Genomic DNA, 18,576 nt, shown 5'->3' with positions numbered 1-18,576 from the left:
TGTGGGCGACCGGGCCGTACGCACGGCGGGGCCGGGTGTCGCGGGCCGGTGGGTGCGGCTCCGGGTAGTCCCCTACGGGCAGGTTCGGGGTTCTTCTGGAACTCCGAGCCTGCCCGTCTCGTTTACCGTTTGAAGTGCGGCGTGCCCTGTGCGGCGCCGGATGTGTCGTGGCAGGCCGGAGGAGGAGCTCGTGGAAGCAGTGATCGCAGTAGTCGCCCTGCTCTTCGTGCTCTTTGTGGTGCTCGGCGCCTACGCCACGGTGAAGGTGATCGGAGCCGCCAAGCGGGGCGTCGACCGCACCATCGACCAGGCCCGGCGCACGGTCGAGGACCACACTCTGCGGGCCAAGTCCTTCGCCCAGTTCGGACCGGCCGGCGAGATCGCCCAGCTGAGGCTCAAGCTGCGCACCTCGATGCGGGCGACCCAGGACGTGCTGCACGCGGGCGTCACCGAGGACGAGTCCCTCAAGGAGTCCCTCGCCCTGTTCCACCGGCTCAGCGCGCACGGACACGAACTGGACAGCGAGCTCAAGCGCCTGGAATCGGAACCGGACCGGGCGGCGCTCGCCGCGCGGCTGCCCTCACTGCGGGAGCGCACCGAGCGCGTCGCGGGATCGGCGGACTCGCTGCGCTGGGCGGCCCGCGACCGGGCCCGCCGTTTCGCGGACGACGACCTCGACTCCCTCAGCGCCCAGATCGACGTCGAGTCCGGTGCTCTTCGGCACTGGACCACGTCGGACTCCTCCACGCAGACGCCGCCGCCCCCGTGGCCCGAGGCGCCGGCCGCCGACAGCGCGGCGGAAGGACAGACCTGGCCGGAGACACCCGGCGCGCGCGCCGCGCAGGAGCCGACCCGGCCCGCCATCACCCCACCGGGACCGCGCCCCGCCTACCCGTGGCAGAAGAAGCCGCGCCCCGAGAGCACCACCTGAGGCCCGGGCCGGATTCCTGCCCTCCGCGGCCCCGGTTCGTCAGGTGACGGGGTCCCGGATCAGGTGCCGTCAGGCGTGGTACCGGATTCGGTCAAGGGCGGTCCAGCTGCGAGGGGCCGGGCTGCCGCACGGGGGCTACGCCAGGTAACCTCCAGGTCATGTCCCGCCATGTCGCGATCGTCACGGATTCAACGGCCTACTTGCCGCAGCGGACGATGGAGCGTCACGGCATCACCTCGGTGCCCCTGACCGTCGTCCTCGGCGACCAGGCTCTTGAAGAGGGCAACGAGATCTCCACCCGTTCCCTCGCCCAGGCCCTGCAGAAGCGACGTTCCGTCACCACCTCGCGTCCCAGCCCCCAGCTCTTCGCCGAGACGTATCGCAGGATCGCCGAGTCCGGGGCCACCGGCATCGTCTCTCTGCACCTCTCCGCCGAACTGTCCGGCACCTACGACGCGGCGGTGGTCGCGGCGCGTGAGGCGCCGGTACCGGTACGGGTGGTGGACACCGGCATGGTCGCGATGGCGCTCGGCTTCTGCGCGCTCGCGGCGGCCGAGGTGGCCGAGGCGGGCGGCACGGTCGACGAGGCCGTCACCGCGGCGGAGAAACGGGCCGCCGGCACCTCCGCCTATTTCTACGTCGACACCCTGGAGTACCTGCGCCGCGGCGGCCGGATCGGCGCCGCCCAGGCCCTGTTGGGCTCCGCGCTCGCGGTGAAGCCGCTGCTCCAGCTGAGCGGGGGGCGCATCGATCTCCTGGAGAAGGTACGGACGGCGTCGAAGGCGATCGCCCGCCTGGAGGAACTCGGGGCGGAGCGGGCGGGAAGCGGGTCGGTCGACATCGCCGTGCACCATCTCGCCGCTCCCGACCGGGCGTCCGCGCTCGCCGACCGTCTGCGGTCCCGCGTGCCCGGACTCTCCGACCTGCATGTGAGCGAGGTCGGCGCGGTGATCGGGGCGCACACCGGGCCGGGGCTGCTGGGCGTCGTGGTCTCGCCGCGCTGAAGGCTCGGCTCACTCGTGTGAGTGGTGGAGTTATCCACAACTGGGCGTTCATCCCCGGAAATTGAGCAAGATCATCGCGGTGCGGCGAAGTGTCCGATCCTCGTCGCATGGCACTTCGATCACGTCCACGCAGCCCGAACGCGACCAGCGGCCCCGGCCGGAGCCCCGGCTCCGACGGCCGCTCCCACCGTCTCCGTCCCCCCGGCGGCGGCCGGACCGGACCCCGGCACGCCTCGGCGGAGGAGATCCGCCTCCGGGCGAACGTGCTCTTCGCCGAACGGCCCCGGGAACAAGGAGAGATGGGGATGGGGCCGCCGGGTGGAGGCGGTGGGGATGACGGGGAGCGTGGGGGTGCTGTCCTGGTTGGTGCGTCGGAGTCGGCGGGCGGGGCAGTGGCGGTGGCGGTGGGGGTGCCGGTTGCCCCGGGTGTTCTGAAGAGGTCGGGTGCGCCGCAGGTGGATGTGCCCGACGGCGAGGGCGTACAGCACACCGACACCGACATCGACACCGCCCTCGACCCCGGCATCGGCATCGACGGCGATGAGATGCGTAAGGGGCGTGCTCCTCGTGTCGTGGGGCCGTGGCAGGAGCGGGTGGGACTTGCTCTGCGGGAGCGGATGCCGGTGTGGCTGCTGGCGCGCTGTGGACTGGAACGCAGGAGTGTGCTCGCGCTCTCGGTGCTGCTCGTCGTCGCGGCTGCCTTTGCCGTGCAGCACTTCTGGGTCGGTCGGGCTCAGCCGGTGCGGGCACCGGAGGTGGTGCGAGCCGCCGCGCCCTACGAGGCGGGAGAGCTGAACTCGGCTGCTGGGCCCGCCCCTTCCGCAGGCCCGCCGGTCGCCGGCAGCGCGGCCGGGGCCGAGATCGTGGTGGACGTCAGCGGCAAGGTGAGGAAGCCCGGCATCCACCGTCTCCCGGCCGGTTCACGGGTGGTCGACGCACTGGGCGCGGCCGGTGGTGTGCGACCGGGCGCCGACACCGACGGTCTCAACCGCGCGCGTTTTCTCGTGGACGGGGAGCAGGTCGTCGTCGGCGCCCCTGCCCCGCAGACCGGAGCCGCCGGGACGGGAGCGGGGCCGGCGGCGGCGGGTTCCACCGGTGCCGGCACGGGAGCCGGGCCCCCGGCGCCCCTCTCCCTCAACACGGCCACCGTGGACCAGTTCGACACGCTGCCGGGCGTCGGCCCCGTGCTGGCGCAGCACATCATCGACTACCGGGCGCAGCACGGCGGTTTCCGATCGGTGGACGAACTGCGCGAGGTCAACGGCATCGGCGAGCGACGCTTCGCCGACCTGCGGAATCTCGTGCGGCCATGAGGCGCGAAGACACCGAGGCCTTCGGCGTTCGGGCCGGACCCGGCCGCGCAGGTCCAGGACCGACTGCCCGTGCGGAGACCTCCGCTGCCCGCCGAGCCGTGCACGCGGCCTCCGGGAAGCGGCTGGGCGACGCCCATCCGCGTCAGGAAGGGCCGGTGGATCTACGGCTCGTACCACCCGCGCTGGCGGCCTGGGCGACGGCGGCGCTGACGTTGGACGCGTCTCCGGGAGTGGTGGGGGGCGTCGTGGCCGTCTGCCTCCTGGCCGCCGGTGCACTTCTGATCGTGAGCCGGTGTGGGGCGGGGCGTGGTGTGGGTCCCGTTGCCGGGGCCGTTGCAGGACCTGTTGCCGCCAGGCGTATGGGGCCTCGGGTCACCGTCGCGGCTTCGTTGCTCTGCGTGGGTGCGGCTGCCGCGTCGGCCGGGTTGCACGGGGCCGATCTGCGCCGGGGGCCGGTGCCGGAGTTGGCGCGGGAGTACGCGACCGTCACCGCCGAGGTCGAGATCACCTCCGACCCACGACTCACCCGGCCCCGGGTCAGAGGGGACCACGTGACCCCGGACTCCGTCCTGATCAACGCCGAGGTGCGCAGCGTCGAGAGGGCGCCCCGGACGGCCGTGGCGACGCGGACCCCGGTGCTGGTGGTGGTGGACGTCGGCTCGCGCTGGGGCGAGGGTGGGGCACGGGCGCACCCCGGGAGCCGCGAGACGCCGGGCCGTCCGATGCCCGGCGGTCTGACGCCTGGCCGCCCGGCCCCCGGCAGCGATCCGGTGCCCGGCGGTTTGGCGCCCGGCCTTCATGAGCCTGGTCGTCAGGCGTACGGCGGGGTTCCCGAGGGGGCTGCCGGCCGGGCTGGTGCCGGCGGTGTGCGGGGACCCGGGATGTGGTCCGGGGCGCGGTCCGGGGTTTCGTGGCTGGGGCTGTTGCCGTCCACACGGGTGCGGGTGACCGGGCGGCTGGTGCCCGCGCTGGCCGGCGGGGAACGGTTCGCGGCCGTGCTGCGGGTGCGGGGCAGGGCGGTGCCGTCGGTCGTGAGGGAACCGTCGGGCGTGCAGCAGTCGGCCGGGCGGCTGCGGGCGGGGCTGCGGGCGGCCACCGACGGGCTTCCGGCGGACGCGAGGGCACTGTTGCCGGGACTGGTCGTCGGGGACACCTCGCGGATCACGCCCGAACTGGACGAGGCGTTCAAGGCGACGGATCTGGCCCACACCCTGGCCGTTTCCGGGAGCAACCTCACGATCGTCCTCGCGCTGCTCCTCGGTCCGCCCGGGCTGGCCCAGCACGTCGAGCGGCGCGGTCTGGCACCTCGCCTCGGCGTCCCGCTCCGGGCGACCGCGCTGCTCGGCGGCGCGCTCACCCTCGCCTTCGTGGTGGTGTGCCGGCCCGACCCGAGCGTGCTGCGCGCCGCCGCCTGCGGAGCGATCGTGCTGCTCGCGCTGGCGACCGGCCGCCGTCGGTCCCTGATCCCCGCACTGGCCACGGCGGTGCTGCTGCTGGTGCTGTACGACCCGTGGCTGGCCCGGAGTTACGGGTTCCTGCTGTCCGTCCTGGCCACCGGGGCCCTGTTGACGCTGGCGCCACGCTGGAGTGCCGCGCTGCGACGGCGCCGGGTGCCCCCGCGGCTCGCTGAGGCGGTGGCGGCCGCGGGAGCCGCGCAGGCGCTGTGCGCGCCGGTCGTGGCGGTGCTGTCGGCGCGGGTGAGTCTGGTGGCGGTGCCCTGCAATCTCCTGGTGGAGTTCGCGGTCGCGCCGGCGACGGTACTGGGCTTCGCGGTGCTGGCGACTGCTCCCGTGGCGATGCCGTTGGCCGAGGCGCTGGCGTGGTGCGCGAGTTGGCCGGCCGGGTGGATCGCGGGTGTGGCGCGGACCGGGGCGGCGCTGCCCGGCGGGGGAGTGGACTGGCCGGGGAGCTGGGGTGGGGCGTTCCTGCTCGCCCTGGTCGCGGGCGTGGTGGTGCTGCTCGGGCGGCGGCTGTCGCGGTATCCGTGGCTGTGCGCGGTCTGCGGGGTGCTGCTCCTGCTCGTGGTGGTGCAACCGCCGCCGCTGACCCGGGTGCTCACGGGCTGGCCACCACCGGGCTGGCGGCTCGCGATGTGCGACGTGGGACAGGGGGACGCGACCGTCCTGGCGGCGGGCGGGGGCGCCGGCGTGGTGGTGGACGCCGGGCCGGATCCGGCATTGGTCGACCGGTGTCTGCGCAAGCTCGGGATCACCCGGGTGCCGCTCGTCGTGCTGACCCACTTCCACGCGGATCACGTGGCCGGGCTGCCGGGGGTGCTGCGGGGCCGGGCGGTGGGGGCGATCGAGACGACGGGGTTCGAGGAGCCCGTGGACCAGGTGGAGTTCGTACGGAGAGAGGCGGAGGCGAGGGACGTGCCGGTGGTGCGGGCCGCGGCGGGGGAGCGGCGGCGGGTCGGTGCTCTCGACTGGGAGGTGCTCTGGCCGCCACCGCATCCGGCGCCGCGTCCGGACGGACCGAACGACGCGAGCGTGACGTTGCTCGTGCGGGCGGCCGGGCTGCGGATGCTGCTGCTCGGCGACCTCGAACCCCCGGCCCAGCAGGCGTTGTCGCGATCGTCGGCGGCACCGCTGGTGCGTGGGGTGGACGTGCTCAAGGTGGCCCATCACGGCTCGGCCTACCAGGACCCCGACCTCATACGCGCCGTGGCGCCACGGCTGGCGTTGATCTCGTGCGGCACGGGCAACCCGTACGGGCATCCCGCGCCCAGCACGGTCGCGGCGCTGCGCGCGGGAGGGGCGGCGGTGCTGCGGACGGACCGGGACGGGGCGCTGGCGGTCGCCACCGGTACGGACGGGGAGCTGCGGGTGGCGCGGGACTGAGGGCGGCGAGTCTCTCGGCCGAAGGCTGGTGCGACCGTCCGGGGTGACCGGTTGGGGACTGTCTCCTGAGCGTGCCGGAAGATGGTGCGGTGAGTGATGTGAGACATGTGCTGGTGCTGCCCGATCGCGATGCCGCGGAGGAGGTGGCCCAGGCGCTCGGGGACCGGTTCGGGGTGCGCGAGGAGCCGAGGGTCGTCCGGGACGCGTTGGCGGGGGAGGACGACGCGGAGGACGCGCAGTGGCTCGTCCTGCTGCGGGACGAGGAGGAACGCCTGGACGCGGCGGCGCTGGACGAGTTCGCGGGGGAGTGGGAGGGCTGGCGGGAGGAGCCGTGAGCGTGACCCGTCAGTGGCTCGGCGGTGCCTCGTCAGCGGCTCGGCGGTGCCTCGGCGGTGGGGGTCGGGTTGTCAGTGGCTCGTGGGATGCTTTCGGTGATGGCCAGGAAGACTGCGAATGACGACCCTCTCGCCCCGGTGACGCTTGCCGTGGGCCAGGAGGACCTCCTGCTCGACCGTGCCGTGCAGGAGGTGGTGGCCGCCGCCAGGGCCGCCGACGCCGACACGGACGTGCGCGACCTGACCCCGGACCAGGTGCAGCCCGGCACGCTCGCCGAGCTGACCAGCCCCTCGCTCTTCGCGGAACGCAAGGTCGTGGTCGTACGCAACGCGCATGACCTCTCCGCCGACACGGTCAAGGACGTCAAGGCGTATCTGGGGTCGCCCGCCGAGGAGATCACGCTGGTGCTGCTGCACGCCGGCGGAGTCAAGGGCAAGGGGCTGCTGGACGCCGCGCGCAAGGCGGGGGCGCGGGAGGTGGCCTGTCCGAAGATGACCAAGCCGGCGGACCGGCTGGCCTTCGTGCGGCAGGAGTTCCGGGCCACCGGGAGGTCGGCCACGCCCGAGGCGTGCCAGTCGCTCGTCGACGCCATCGGCAGCGATCTGCGGGAGCTGGCCTCGGCCGTGTCCCAGCTGGTGGCCGATGTCGAGGGGACCATCGACGAGGCCGTCGTCGGGCGGTACTACACCGGGCGGGCCGAGGCCTCGAGCTTCACCGTCGCCGACCGGGCGGTGGAGGGGCGGGCCGCCGAGGCGCTGGAGGCGCTGCGCTGGTCGCTGGCGACCGGGGTCGCGCCGGTGCTGATCACCAGTGCGCTGGCCCAGGGAGTGCGGGCCATCGGCAAGCTGTCCTCGGCGCGGGGCGGCCGGCCGGCGGATCTAGCACGGGAGCTGGGCATGCCGCCCTGGAAGATCGACCGGGTGCGCCAGCAGATGCGGGGCTGGACGCCGGACGGAGTGTCCGTCGCGCTGCGGGCCGTCGCCGAGGCGGACGCGGGAGTGAAGGGCGGCGGCGACGACCCCGAGTACGCCCTCGAGAAGGCCGTCGTGGCGGTCGCGCGGGCGGCGCGGTCCGGGGGACGGGGGTAGCAGTACATCCCGGGAGCCGGCGGGGTGATCCAGTAGCCGTTCGCCTGCCGGGGAGGAGAATCGGGGGTACCAGCCGCACATCGCCGGCGCATGGGAAAGGTGGCGATCGACATGGCTGAACACCCGCACGCGGCACTCGTCCGCAAGGGATACGAGGCCTTCACCCGCGGAGACATGGACACCCTGCGCGGGATGATGACGGGGGACTGTACGCACCACGTGCCCGGTTCCCACATGCTCTCCGGGGACTTCAAGGGCCTCGACGCGGTCATGGACATGTACGGCAGGCTGTTCTCGGAGACGGGCGGATCGTTGCGCGTCGACCTGCGCACCGTACTCGTCGACGGCCGGGGGCACGCCGTCTCCCTGCACCGGATCACCGCCGACCGCAACGGCAAGCACATGGACGACGACGGGGGCATCGTCTTCCGGATCGTCGGTGACAAGATCAGCGATCTCGACGAGTGCGTCGAGGACATCGACACGAGCAACGACTTCTGGTCCTGACGGGCTCTGCCACCCGTGTCGCCCGTGCCGCTCCGGCCAGGCAGCCCCGGTCACTCCGGCCACCCCGGTCACTCCGGTCACCTCTGATGATCCCGGCCCCTGCCCGGCCCCTGTTCCGGGGGCGCCCCGGCAGACCGAAGGCCCCCGCACCCGCCCTGGGGAAGGGCGAGCCGCGGGGGCCTTCGGTTCATGCTTCAAGCTGCTGGATCGCGCCCGCGTGGCGAACGCAGGCCGTGCGCGATCCGTTGGGTGCCGGTCGGGGGCGGATGAGAGAGGGCCCGCCCTGGTCCTTCCGGCGATCAGATCTGAGGGATTCAGCCCTTGAGGGTCTCGACCTTGGAAGCAAGCGCCGACTTCTTGTTGGCGGCCTGGTTCTTGTGGATGACGCCCTTCGAGACGGCCTTGTCGAGCTGACGCGCGGCAGCGCGCTGGTACTCGGTGGCCTTCTCGACGTCACCCGCGGCAGCAGCCTCACGGGCCTTGCGGATCGCGGTCTTCAGGGAGGACTTGACGGCCTTGTTGCGCAGCCGAGCCTTCTCGTTGGTCTTGATCCGCTTGATCTGGGACTTGATGTTCGCCACGAATGAGCCTTTTCAGGTTCAGGCACGGGCCCGTACGGGTCCCGTACCGATGAGTTTCCGAGATGCCTCGAAGTTCCCCGAGAAGTGTTGTCCGAGAAGTTCTCCGAGGAGATGTGCCTCGTGCTGAGAGGGCAAGAGACACAGCTGCCCAGACTACCAGTGGCTCCCCGAGTGGCCCAAACCGGTCCCCGGTCGCCACCCGTGGGACCATGGAGCCTACGTATCGATCCGACCCGAGGCACAAGGCGCCTCAAGAGACAGGACCCTGCGTGCCCGCGACCCCTAACAATGTGCCCGAGCCGAGCCGTACCGACCCGGCTCTGATCCGCAATTTCTGCATCATCGCGCACATCGACCACGGCAAGTCCACGCTCGCCGACCGCATGCTCCAGCTGACCGGAGTGGTCGATCAGCGCCAGATGCGTGCTCAGTACCTCGACCGCATGGACATCGAGCGTGAGCGCGGCATCACGATCAAGTCCCAGGCGGTCCGACTGCCCTGGGCCCCGACCGAGGATCCGGGCAAGACCCACATCCTCAACATGATCGACACCCCCGGGCACGTGGACTTCACGTACGAGGTGTCCCGGTCGCTGGCCGCCTGTGAGGGGACCGTCCTCCTGGTCGACGCCGCCCAGGGCATCGAGGCCCAGACTCTCGCCAACCTCTACCTGGCGATGGAGAACGACCTCAAGATCATCCCCGTACTGAACAAGATCGACCTGCCGGCCGCCCAGCCCGAGAAGTTCTCCGAGGAGCTCGCCAACCTCATCGGCTGCGACCCCGCGGACGTGCTCAAGGTCTCCGCCAAGACCGGTCTGGGCGTCGAGGCGCTGCTGGACCGTGTCGTGGCCGATGTGCCCGCACCGGTCGGCGTCCAGGACGCCCCCGCGCGCGCCATGATCTTCGACTCGGTGTACGACTCCTACCGCGGTGTCGTGACGTACGTGCGTGTCATCGACGGTCAGCTCAACAAGCGTGAGCGGATCCGCATGATGTCCACCGGCGCGACGCACGAGCTGCTGGAGATCGGCGTCTCGGCCCCCGAGATGAAGTCGGCCGACGGCCTCGGTGTCGGTGAGGTCGGCTATCTGATCACCGGTGTGAAGGACGTCCGCCAGTCCAAGGTCGGTGACACGATCACCACCCTGCACAAGGGGGCCACCGAGGCGCTCGGCGGTTACAAGGACCCGAAGCCGATGGTCTTCTCGGGCCTGTATCCGCTGGACGGCTCCGACTACCCCGAGCTGCGCGACGCCCTCGACAAGCTCCAGCTCAACGACGCCGCGCTGGTGTACGAGCCGGAGACCTCCGCCGCCCTCGGCTTCGGTTTCCGCGTCGGCTTCCTGGGCCTGCTGCACCTCGACGTGATCCGCGAGCGGCTGGAGCGCGAGTTCGGGCTCGACCTCATCGCCACCGCGCCGAACGTGGTCTACCGCGTCGTCATGGAGGACGGTTCCGAGCACACCGTCACCAACCCGAGCGAGTTCCCCGAGGGGAAGATCGACGACGTGTACGAGCCCGTCGTACGCGCCACGATCCTCGCGCCCTCCGAGTTCATCGGCTCGATCATGGAGCTGTGCCAGACCCGGCGCGGCACCCTGCTCGGCATGGACTACCTCTCCGAGGACCGGGTCGAGATCCGCTACACGCTCCCGCTCGCGGAGATCGTCTTCGACTTCTTCGACCAGCTGAAGTCCAAGACGCGCGGCTACGCCTCGCTGGACTACGAGCCCACCGGCGAGCAGGCCTCCAGCCTGGTCAAGGTCGACATCCTGCTGCACGGCGACAAGGTGGACGCCTTCTCGGCGGTCACGCACAAGGACGCGGCGTACGCGTACGGCGTGCGGCTCGTCGCCAAGCTGCGCGAGCTCATCCCGCGGCAGGCCTTCGAGGTGCCCATCCAGGCGGCCATCGGCTCCCGGGTCATCGCCCGCGAGACCATCCGCGCCATCCGCAAGGACGTCCTCGCCAAGTGCTACGGCGGTGACATCTCCCGTAAGCGGAAGCTGCTGGAGAAGCAGAAGGAGGGCAAGAAGCGGATGAAGATGGTGGGTTCCGTGGAGGTTCCGCAGGAGGCCTTCATCGCCGTTCTGAGCAGTGACGACAACCCGGGATCGGGCAAGGGCAAGAAATAGTCACGATCCACGCAGGTTTTCAGGGCCCGTCGCGCGACAGCGCGGCGGGCCCTGTGGCTGTATTCAGGAGAAAGTGACTGCCCGGAGCCCCTTACGTGCTGGCCAGTCGCCCTCTACTCTGATCCCTGCTCGGTAGTTACTCGTGAGTTAAACAACAGCCGCCGTCAACAACCGCGCTGTCAACAACCGCCGCGTCGAACGACGCCGCAATGAGCCAGCCGCATCGTCGCGGGCCCGGAGGATGTCGTGAGCGACACACAGACACTGATCGAGAACCGTCCGCCGTCCGTCGCGGGCCTCTTCCTGGAGCGCGTGGCGGCCACGCCCGACGCCGAGGCGTACCGGTACCCGGTACCGGCCGCGTCCGGCGAGGGCCCTGACGACTGGAAGTCGCTGAACTGGGCGCAGGCCGCCGAACGCGTCTACGCGATCGCGGCCGGCCTGATCGAGCTGGGCGTGCGGGCCGAGGAGCGCGTCGCGCTGGCCGCCTCGACCCGGCTCGAGTGGATCCTCGCCGACCTCGGCATCATGTGCGCCGGGGCCGCCACGACCACCGTCTACCCGCAGACCAACGCCGACGAGTCCGCGTTCATCCTCGCGGACTCCGAGTCCAAGGTGCTGATCGCCGAGGACGCGGCCCAGCTCGCCAAGGCGGTCGAGAAGCGCGCCGAGCTGCCCGCCCTCACCCATGTGGTCGTGATCGACCCGGCCGGTGTGGAGACCGCCGACTGGATCCTCACCCTCGACGAGCTGGAGAAGCGCGGCGCCGCCCGGCTGGAGAAGGAAGCCGAGCTGATCAAGGAGCGGGTCGGCGCGATCACGAAGGACCAGCTCGCCACCCTGATCTACACCTCCGGCACCACCGGCCGGCCCAAGGGTGTCCGGCTGCCGCACGACAACTGGTCGTACATGGCGAAGGCCATCGCCGCGACCGGTCTGGTCGGCCCCGACGACGTGCAGTACCTGTGGCTGCCGCTCGCGCACGTCTTCGGCAAGGTCCTCACCTCCGGCCAGATCGAGGTCGGGCACGTCACCGCCGTCGACGGCCGCGTGGACAAGATCATCGAGAACCTGCCGATCGTCCAGCCGACGTACATGGCCGCCGTGCCGCGCATCTTCGAGAAGGTGTACAACGGGGTCGCCGCCAAGGCCCGTGCGGGCGGCGGGGCCAAGTTCAAGATCTTCCAGTGGGCCGCCGAGGTCTCCCGCGAGTACGCCAAGGCCGCCCAGGACAACTTCCGGCGCACCGGCACCGCCGCCGTCCCCTTCGCGCTCGGGGCCAAGCACAAGGTCGCCGACGCGCTCGTCTACGCCAAGATCCGCGAGGCCTTCGGCGGCAACCTGCGCGCGTGTGTCTCCGGGTCGGCGGCGCTCGCCCCGGAGATCGGCTACTTCTTCGCCGGCGCCGGCATCCACATCCTCGAGGGCTACGGCCTGACGGAGTCCTCCGCGGCCTCCTTCGTCAACCCCGGTGAGGCCTACCGCACCGGCACGGTCGGCAAGCCGCTGCCCGGCACGGAGGTGCGGATCGCCGACGACGGCGAGATCCTGCTGCGCGGCCCCGGCATCATGGAGGGCTACCACGGGCTCCCGGAGAAGACCGCCGAGGTCCTGGAGGCCGACGGCTGGTTCCACACCGGCGACATCGGCGAGCTGTCGCCCGACGGGTACCTGCGCATCACGGACCGCAAGAAGGACCTCATCAAGACGTCCGGCGGCAAGTACATCGCGCCCGCCGAGGTCGAGGGACAGTTCAAGGCGGTCTGCCCGTACGTCTCCAACATCCTCGTGCACGGCGCCGACCGGAACTTCTGCACGGCGCTCATCGCCCTCGACGAGCCGTCGCTCCTCGACTGGGCGAAGGACAACGGGCTGGCCGGAAAGTCGTACGCGGACGTCGTCGCCTCGCCCGTCACCGTGGAGCTCATCGACGGCTACGTCAAGCAGCTCAACGAGGGACTCCAGCGCTGGCAGACCATCAAGAAGTTCCGGCTGCTGCCCCGGGACCTGGACGTCGAGCACGGCGAGATCACGCCCAGCCTGAAGCTGAAGCGGCCCGTCGTGGAGCGGGAGTACAAGCACCTCATCGACGAGATGTACGCCGGATCGCGCGAGGCGTAGCACGCGAGCGCGGGGGCGCGACGGCGCGGGGCACAGCGCGTCGGCGCGCGGCCGGGGCGGAGTCCGAATGCTCGGATTCCGCCCCTCAACCGTGCTTCATCGAGCACATGCGGACAGCTGCGTGGCACGGTTCTCGCTCAGGACGGCCCACTTCGGTAACCCAGCGCTCATGGCCGGGACCGGTCTGTCACCCTGTGGGCATCCGACCGCCCGGGGAGCTGCGCATGGGGGCCATTCCGACGCAACGGGAGACCACGTCCCGTGCCCAGGGCGCGCCCGCGCACCCGAGTACGCACTCGGTCACGCTCCCGCACACCCGCGCGACCCTGAACGGCAGCCCCCTCGCGCCCGGCGCCGCCCGCCAACTGGTGCGCGCCGCGCTGGCGGAGTGGGCCGGTCTCGGCCTGCTCGGTGCGAAGGGGGCCGGGCAGACCGGGCAGACCGGAGAGGTCGGGGAGGTCGGGGAACCCGGAGAGCGCCTCGCGGAGGACACCACCCTCGTCGTCAGTGAGCTGGTCACGAACGCCGTCGTGCACGCCGGCACCGACGTCGAGCTGGCGTGCCGGCTGGAGGAGGATCCCGAACACCCCGGGCGTCCCGGTGGCTGCCGCGCGGTCGTCGTCGAGGTCTCCGACCACCACCCCTCCCGCGCCCCGCGCGACGGCACCGCCGAAACGTCGTACGGGACGCCGGAGTACGGCCGCGGCCTGCGCCTGGTCGCCGCGCTCGCCGACGCCTGGGGGGTGACGTACCGCAGGGGGACGAAGACGGTCTGGGCCCGGCTGCTGCCGACGGCCGCCGGGTCCCACGACGCCGACCGGCCCGGCCGTGCCGACCAGCCGTATCCCGGCCCCGAGCACGACATCCCCGGCCACGCGGGGCACCTGGGTTGCTTCAGTCACGCCGGCCTCACCGCCCACCCGGACCGCCCGCTCGACACCGGCCCCGGTCTCCTCGAAGCCCTGGCCCCGGTCCCGCAGCCGGTCGGTTCGCGGGACCGGGACTGGCTCAACCGCGGTGCCCTCTCCTTTCTCGCCGAGGCGTCCGATCTGCTCGCCGGGCAGCTCGACGAGGATCTGGTGGCCGCGCTGACCGGCCAGCTGCTCGTGCCGCGGCTCGCCGACTGGTGCGCGGTGTGGCTCGAGGACGAGGTGAGCGGGCGCGGTGAGTGGGCCGGCGGGCCCGGACCACGGCTGGCCCGGGTCTGGCACGGCTGCGAGAACCGCGTCGAGGAGCTGCGCCGGGCCCTGGAGAAGGATCCGCCGTGTCCGCCCGACGGCGGCCCCCGTTCCGGGCCCGAGCCCTTTCCGTGGCCCGGCGCGGCGCTCGGCCCGCAGGGCACGGCCCTCGCCTACCGGCTGATCGCCGGCGGCCGGCCGCTCGGCACCCTGGTCATCGGGCAGGCCGGGCTGCCGGCCTTCGTCGACGAGGTCACCGGGCTCGTCGAGGATCTCGGCCGCCGGGTGGCGCTCGCCATCGGAGCGGCCCGTCAGTACGCCCGCCAGGCCACCATCAGCGCCGTCCTGCAACGGGGGCTGCTGCCCGGCGCGGTCGCCGAGATCCCGGGGGTGCGCAGCGCCCTCGTCTACGAGCCGCGCGAGCAGGGCGGGCCGAGCGGCGACTTCTACGACCTGTTCCCGGCGGGCGACGGCCGCTGGTGCTTCGCGGTGGGCGATGTGCAGGGCAAGGGGCCCGAGGCGGCCGTCGTCATCGGCCTGGCCCGGCCCTGGCTGCGGCTGCTGGCCCGCGAGGGCTATGGCGTGGCCGACGTCCTGGACCGGCTCAACCAGCTCCTCCTCGACGACGCGACCGAGGCCGCCGACGCCGCCGCCCGCGCCTTCGTCGGCCCCGCCGGGCCGGGGGACGGCCCGCAGACCCGCTTCCTGTCGCTGCTCTACGGCGAGCTGGCCCCCTTCGAGGGCGGGGTCCGCTGCACCCTCGCCTCCGCCGGGCACCCGCTGCCGCTGCTGCTCGGCCCGGACGGTTCGGTCGCCACGGGCGGGCGACCGCAGACCCTGCTCGGAGTCATCGAGGACGTCACGTACACCAGCGACAGTCTGGAGCTGCGGCCCGGCGACAGCCTGCTGTGCGTCACCGACGGCGTCACGGAACGGCGCTCGGGCCTGCGGCAGTTCGACGACGAGGACGGTCTCGCCGCGGCGCTGGCGGGCTGCGTCGGACTCGACGCGGAGCTGATCGCGGAGCGGATCCGGCGGCTGGTGCACGAGTTCGGCGACCAGCCGCCGGAGGACGACCTGGCGCTGCTGGTACTTCAGGCGGAGTAGCCGCCGCTCGTGCTCGTACGCGGGGGCGGCGCGCGGCGGGGCCGGAGCCGGGCGGGCGGTCGGCGATGGTGGCGGGGCCGGCCAGGCGTGGCGGTGGCGGGGCCAGGCGTCGCGGCAGAGGCGAGGCCGGGTACGGCGGTGGCGAGGCCCGGGCGTGAAGGTGATGGTGGCGGGCAGGGGGCGACCAGGGCCTGCTGTTCCTCGCGTTCATGCGGGACCCCGCGCTGCTCGCACGGGTGCGCGCCGGATGGCGACCCAGGACGAGCTGAGCGGATTCGCCGAGGCGGGGCTCGGCGGTGGCGTACATCCTGCCGGGCACACGAGCGGGACGGCCACTGGGCGCGGAGCCGCTGGGCTGACCGCCCACCGGTGTCCGGCACCGGCCCCGTATCCGGCGCTCGCCCGGTATCCGGCACCGGCCCGGCGGCCGGTGTGCGGGTCCGGTGGGTGTGGTCCGGGTCGGCGGGGCATCCGGGATGGGGTGGACGTACGGGACAATGGGCTGCATGCCTTCCGCACTTCCCGACGGTGAGCCGGTTCCCGACGACGGCGCGCTCCCCGCGCACGCGCTCGCCGGCGCCGCCGACCGCCCCCTCGGGTTCTATCTGCACGTCCCGTACTGCGCGACCCGCTGCGGCTACTGCGACTTCAACACCTACACCGCCACCGAGCTGCGCGGCACCGGCGGAGTGCTCGCCTCCCGAGACAACTACGCCGACACCCTGATCGACGAGGTGCGGCTGGCCCGCAAGGTGCTCGGCGACGACCCGCGCGAGGTCCGCACGGTCTTCGTCGGCGGCGGTACGCCGACCCTGCTGGCCGCCTCCGACCTGGTGCGGATGCTGGGCGCGATCCGTGACGAGTTCGGGCTGGCGGCGGACGCGGAGGTGACGACCGAGGCGAACCCGGAGTCCGTCGACCCCGCCTATCTGGCCACTCTCCGCGAGGGTGGCTTCAACCGGATCTCCTTCGGCATGCAGAGCGCCCGGCAGCATGTGCTGAAGGTGCTCGACCGCACGCACACCCCCGGCAGGCCCGAGCGCTGTGTGGCGGAGGCCCGGGCGGCGGGCTTCGACCACGTCAACCTGGACCTGATCTACGGCACCCCGGGCGAGTCGGACGACGACTGGCGGGCCTCGCTCGACGCCGCTCTGGGCGCCGGCCCCGACCACGTCTCGGCGTACGCCCTGATCGTCGAGGAGGGCACCCAGCTCGCCCGCCGGATCCGCCGGGGCGAGGTCCCGATGACCGACGACGACGTCCACGCCGACCGGTACCTGATCGCCGAGGAGACTCTCGCCGCGGCGGGCTACGAGTGGTACGAGGTGTCCAACTGGGCCACCTCCGAGGCGGCCCGCTGCCTGCACAACGAGCTGTACTGGCGCGGCGCCGACTGGTGGGGCGCGGGCCCGGGCGCGCACTCGCACGTGGGCGGCGTCCGCTGGTGGAACGTGAAGCACCCCGGGGCGTACGCGGCGGCGCTGGCGGCCGGACGGTCGCCGGGGGCCGGACGGGAGCTGCTGCCGGAAGAGGACCGCCGGGTGGAGCGGATCCTGCTGGAGCTGCGGCTGCGGGAGGGCGTACCGCTGGCCCTGCTGCGGCCGGAGGGGCTCGCGGCGTCACGCCGGGCCCTGGCGGACGGACTGCTCGACAGCGGCCCCTACGACGACGGGCGTGCCGTGCTCACCCTGCGCGGGCGGCTGCTGGCCGACGCGGTGGTACGGGACCTGGTGGACTGACCCCGGAGCCCGGAGCCCGGAGCCCGGAGCCCGGAGCCCGGAGCCCGGAGCCCGGAGGCTCAGGGCGCGGTCACGAAGTCGATCAGTTCCTCGACCCGGCCCAGCAGTTCCGGTTCGAGGTCCTTGTAGGAGCCCACCCGCTTCAGGATCGCCTGCCAGACCGCCCCGGTGTTCTCCGGCCAGCCCAGGGCCCGGCACACGCCCGTCTTCCAGTCCTGGCCGTGCGGTACCCGGGGCCAGGCCTCGATGCCGACGGCCGACGGCTTCACGGCCTCCCAGATGTCGATGTACGGGTGGCCGACGACCAGGGCGTGCTCGCTCGTGACCGACCGCGCGATGCGCCACTCCTTCGTGCCGGGGACGAGGTGGTCCACCAGGACGCCCAGCTTCGCGTCGGGACCCGGCGCGAACTCGGCGACGATCGCCGGCAGGTCGTCCACGCCCTCCAGGTACTCCACGACCACGCCCTCGACGCGCAGATCGTCGCCCCACACCTTCTCGACCAGCTCGGCGTCGTGCCGGCCCTCGACGTAGATACGGCCGGCGCGGGCCACACGCGCGCGTGCCCCGGGGACGGCGACCGAACCGGAGGCGGTACGGGTGGGACGTACGGGACCGCCGGACGGAGGCCGTACGAGGGTCACGACCCTGCCCTCCAGCAGGAAGCCGCGCGGCTCCAGCGGGAACACCCGGTGCTTGCCGAAGCGGTCCTCCAGGGTCACCGTGCCCGCCTCGCAGCGGATCACCGCCCCGCAGAACCCGGTGCCGGGCTCCTCCACCACCAGCCCGGCCTCCGCCGGGACCTCGGGGACCGGTTTCGGCCGCTTCCAGGGAGGGGTCAGGTCGGCGGAGTACTGGCGCATTCGGATGACGATAGGAGAAGCGCCGGGCCGAGGGACACACGATCAGCGCGACACGCCGAAACGGGCCGCCAGCGCGTCGCGTTGCGCCCGTACGAACGCCGCGTCCACCACCGCCCCGTGGCCGGGCACGTACAGCGCGTTCTCGCCGCCGAGTTCGAGGAGGCGGTCGAGGGCGGCGGGCCAGCGGGACGGTACGGCGTCGGGGCCGGCCTGGGGCGCGCCGGACTCCTCGACCAGGTCGCCGCAGAACACCGTCCCGGGGCTGCCGGGGACCAGGACCGCCAGATCATGGGCGGTGTGACCGGGGCCGAGGTTCGCCAGCAGGACCTGCCGGCCGCCGCCCAGGTCGAGGGTCCACTCGCCGGAGACGAGGTGCCGGGGCCGGACGAGCGCGTCCGCGGCCTCCGTCGCCGCCGTCTCGTCGAGACCGTTGCGCACCGCGTCCGCCCGCAGCTCCTCGGCCGGCACGGTGTCCACCCCCACCGCTCCGAAGACCTCCGCGCCCGCGAACGCCGCAGCCCCGAACACATGGTCGAAGTGGGGGTGGGTGAGCGCGAGATGGGTCACACGGGAGCCGGTGAGTTCCTCGGCCCACGTCCGCAGCCGCGCCCCCTCGGCCAGGCTCGATCCCGCGTCGATCATCAGTACCGCGCCCGCCCCGACGACCAGCCCCGCGGTGCAGTCCCAGCCCGGCAGCCGTACCCGTCCCACCCCGGCCGCGACCCGCTCCCACCCCAGCTCTTCCCAAGTCACCGTCATACCGCGACGCTAGCCCTACGACGCTGCGCCGGGGGCCGACCTTGCCCCGGGTGTACCCCACAGCCGTACAC

The 18,576-nt window shown here is 72.6% G+C and carries 14 protein-coding genes; 11 read left to right on the top strand and 3 right to left on the bottom strand.

The features are described from left to right. Positions 1-190: 190 nt before the first annotated feature. The 7 genes from OG736_RS15895 (at position 191) to OG736_RS15865 (ending at position 8,019) form a co-directional block, all read left to right on the top strand. Positions 191-931, top strand: a complete 741-nt coding sequence (locus tag OG736_RS15895) for a hypothetical protein (RefSeq protein ID WP_327183033.1) — start codon at positions 191-193, stop codon at positions 929-931. 158 nt (positions 932-1,089) lie between these two features. Continuing rightward, positions 1,090-1,935 (top strand): DegV family protein, encoded by an 846-nt coding sequence (locus OG736_RS15890; RefSeq protein WP_327183032.1) that lies wholly within the window; start codon positions 1,090-1,092, stop codon positions 1,933-1,935. 107 nt (positions 1,936-2,042) lie between these two features. After that, positions 2,043-3,248, top strand: a complete 1,206-nt coding sequence (locus OG736_RS15885; protein ID WP_442817036.1) for a ComEA family DNA-binding protein — start codon at positions 2,043-2,045, stop codon at positions 3,246-3,248. A gap of 98 nt (positions 3,249-3,346) precedes the next feature. Next, positions 3,347-6,088, top strand: coding sequence for a ComEC/Rec2 family competence protein (locus OG736_RS15880; protein WP_442817171.1), 2,742 nt, complete (start codon positions 3,347-3,349; stop codon positions 6,086-6,088). 89 nt (positions 6,089-6,177) lie between these two features. After that, complete coding sequence (locus OG736_RS15875; RefSeq protein ID WP_057600029.1) at positions 6,178-6,423, top strand: hypothetical protein; 246 nt, start codon at positions 6,178-6,180, stop codon at positions 6,421-6,423. A gap of 99 nt (positions 6,424-6,522) precedes the next feature. Continuing rightward, a complete protein-coding gene (gene holA, locus OG736_RS15870) occupies positions 6,523-7,512 on the top strand; it encodes a DNA polymerase III subunit delta (RefSeq protein ID WP_442817035.1) in 990 nt (329 codons plus the stop codon). Positions 7,513-7,623: 111 nt separating this feature from the next. Beyond that, a complete protein-coding gene (locus OG736_RS15865) occupies positions 7,624-8,019 on the top strand; it encodes a nuclear transport factor 2 family protein (RefSeq protein WP_327183029.1) in 396 nt (131 codons plus the stop codon). A 314-nt stretch (positions 8,020-8,333) separates the two neighbouring features. Here OG736_RS15865 and rpsT read toward each other — a convergent pair whose 3' ends face one another. Beyond that, the gene (gene rpsT, locus OG736_RS15860; protein ID WP_020127768.1) at positions 8,334-8,600 is read right to left on the bottom strand and encodes a 30S ribosomal protein S20; all 267 of its coding nucleotides are present in this window, start codon (positions 8,598-8,600) and stop codon (positions 8,334-8,336) included. Between the two features lie 269 nt (positions 8,601-8,869). On the opposite strand from rpsT, the gene lepA reads away from it, so the two are divergent. From lepA to hemW, 4 genes are all read left to right on the top strand, one after another. Next, positions 8,870-10,738: a translation elongation factor 4 gene (lepA, locus tag OG736_RS15855; protein WP_327183028.1), complete on the top strand. Its 1,869-nt coding sequence runs from the start codon at positions 8,870-8,872 to the stop codon at positions 10,736-10,738. 246 nt (positions 10,739-10,984) lie between these two features. Further along, entirely contained in the window at positions 10,985-12,859 is a 1,875-nt protein-coding gene (locus tag OG736_RS15850) for an AMP-dependent synthetase/ligase (RefSeq protein ID WP_327183027.1), read from the top strand. Between the two features lie 224 nt (positions 12,860-13,083). After that, positions 13,084-15,144 (top strand): SpoIIE family protein phosphatase, encoded by a 2,061-nt coding sequence (locus tag OG736_RS15845; RefSeq protein WP_327183026.1) that lies wholly within the window; start codon positions 13,084-13,086, stop codon positions 15,142-15,144. A 506-nt stretch (positions 15,145-15,650) separates the two neighbouring features. Beyond that, positions 15,651-16,883 (top strand): radical SAM family heme chaperone HemW, encoded by a 1,233-nt coding sequence (hemW, locus tag OG736_RS15840; RefSeq protein ID WP_327183025.1) that lies wholly within the window; start codon positions 15,651-15,653, stop codon positions 16,881-16,883. A 59-nt stretch (positions 16,884-16,942) separates the two neighbouring features. On the opposite strand, the gene OG736_RS15835 is transcribed toward hemW, so the two are convergent. Both OG736_RS15835 and OG736_RS15830 read right to left on the bottom strand, forming a co-directional pair. Continuing rightward, positions 16,943-17,746, bottom strand: coding sequence for a DUF3097 domain-containing protein (locus OG736_RS15835; protein ID WP_327183024.1), 804 nt, complete (start codon positions 17,744-17,746; stop codon positions 16,943-16,945). A gap of 42 nt (positions 17,747-17,788) precedes the next feature. Then, positions 17,789-18,505, bottom strand: a complete 717-nt coding sequence (locus OG736_RS15830; protein WP_327183023.1) for an MBL fold metallo-hydrolase — start codon at positions 18,503-18,505, stop codon at positions 17,789-17,791. Between the last annotated feature and the right edge of the window lie 71 nt (positions 18,506-18,576).

The organism is Streptomyces sp. NBC_01334, from assembly GCF_035983595.1.
In the GTDB taxonomy this organism is placed as follows: domain Bacteria; phylum Actinomycetota; class Actinomycetes; order Streptomycetales; family Streptomycetaceae; genus Streptomyces; species Streptomyces coriariae.
The sequence above is the reverse complement of the archived record's forward strand: the minus strand, read 5'-3'. Positions and strand labels throughout refer to the sequence as shown.

Excerpts from the sequence above, each read along its gene's own strand:
- holA (WP_442817035.1), top strand. The coding sequence starts at position 6,523 with ATGGCCAGGAAGACTGCGAATGACGACCCTCTCGCCCCGGTGACGCTT.
- OG736_RS15845 (WP_327183026.1), top strand. The coding sequence starts at position 13,084 with ATGGGGGCCATTCCGACGCAACGGGAGACCACGTCCCGTGCCCAGGGC.
- OG736_RS15835 (WP_327183024.1), bottom strand. The coding sequence starts at position 17,746 with ATGCGCCAGTACTCCGCCGACCTGACCCCTCCCTGGAAGCGGCCGAAA.
- hemW (WP_327183025.1), top strand. The coding sequence starts at position 15,651 with ATGCCTTCCGCACTTCCCGACGGTGAGCCGGTTCCCGACGACGGCGCG.
- OG736_RS15865 (WP_327183029.1), top strand. The coding sequence starts at position 7,624 with ATGGCTGAACACCCGCACGCGGCACTCGTCCGCAAGGGATACGAGGCC.
- OG736_RS15830 (WP_327183023.1), bottom strand. The coding sequence starts at position 18,505 with ATGACGGTGACTTGGGAAGAGCTGGGGTGGGAGCGGGTCGCGGCCGGG.
- OG736_RS15885 (WP_442817036.1), top strand. The coding sequence starts at position 2,043 with ATGGCACTTCGATCACGTCCACGCAGCCCGAACGCGACCAGCGGCCCC.
- OG736_RS15890 (WP_327183032.1), top strand. The coding sequence starts at position 1,090 with ATGTCCCGCCATGTCGCGATCGTCACGGATTCAACGGCCTACTTGCCG.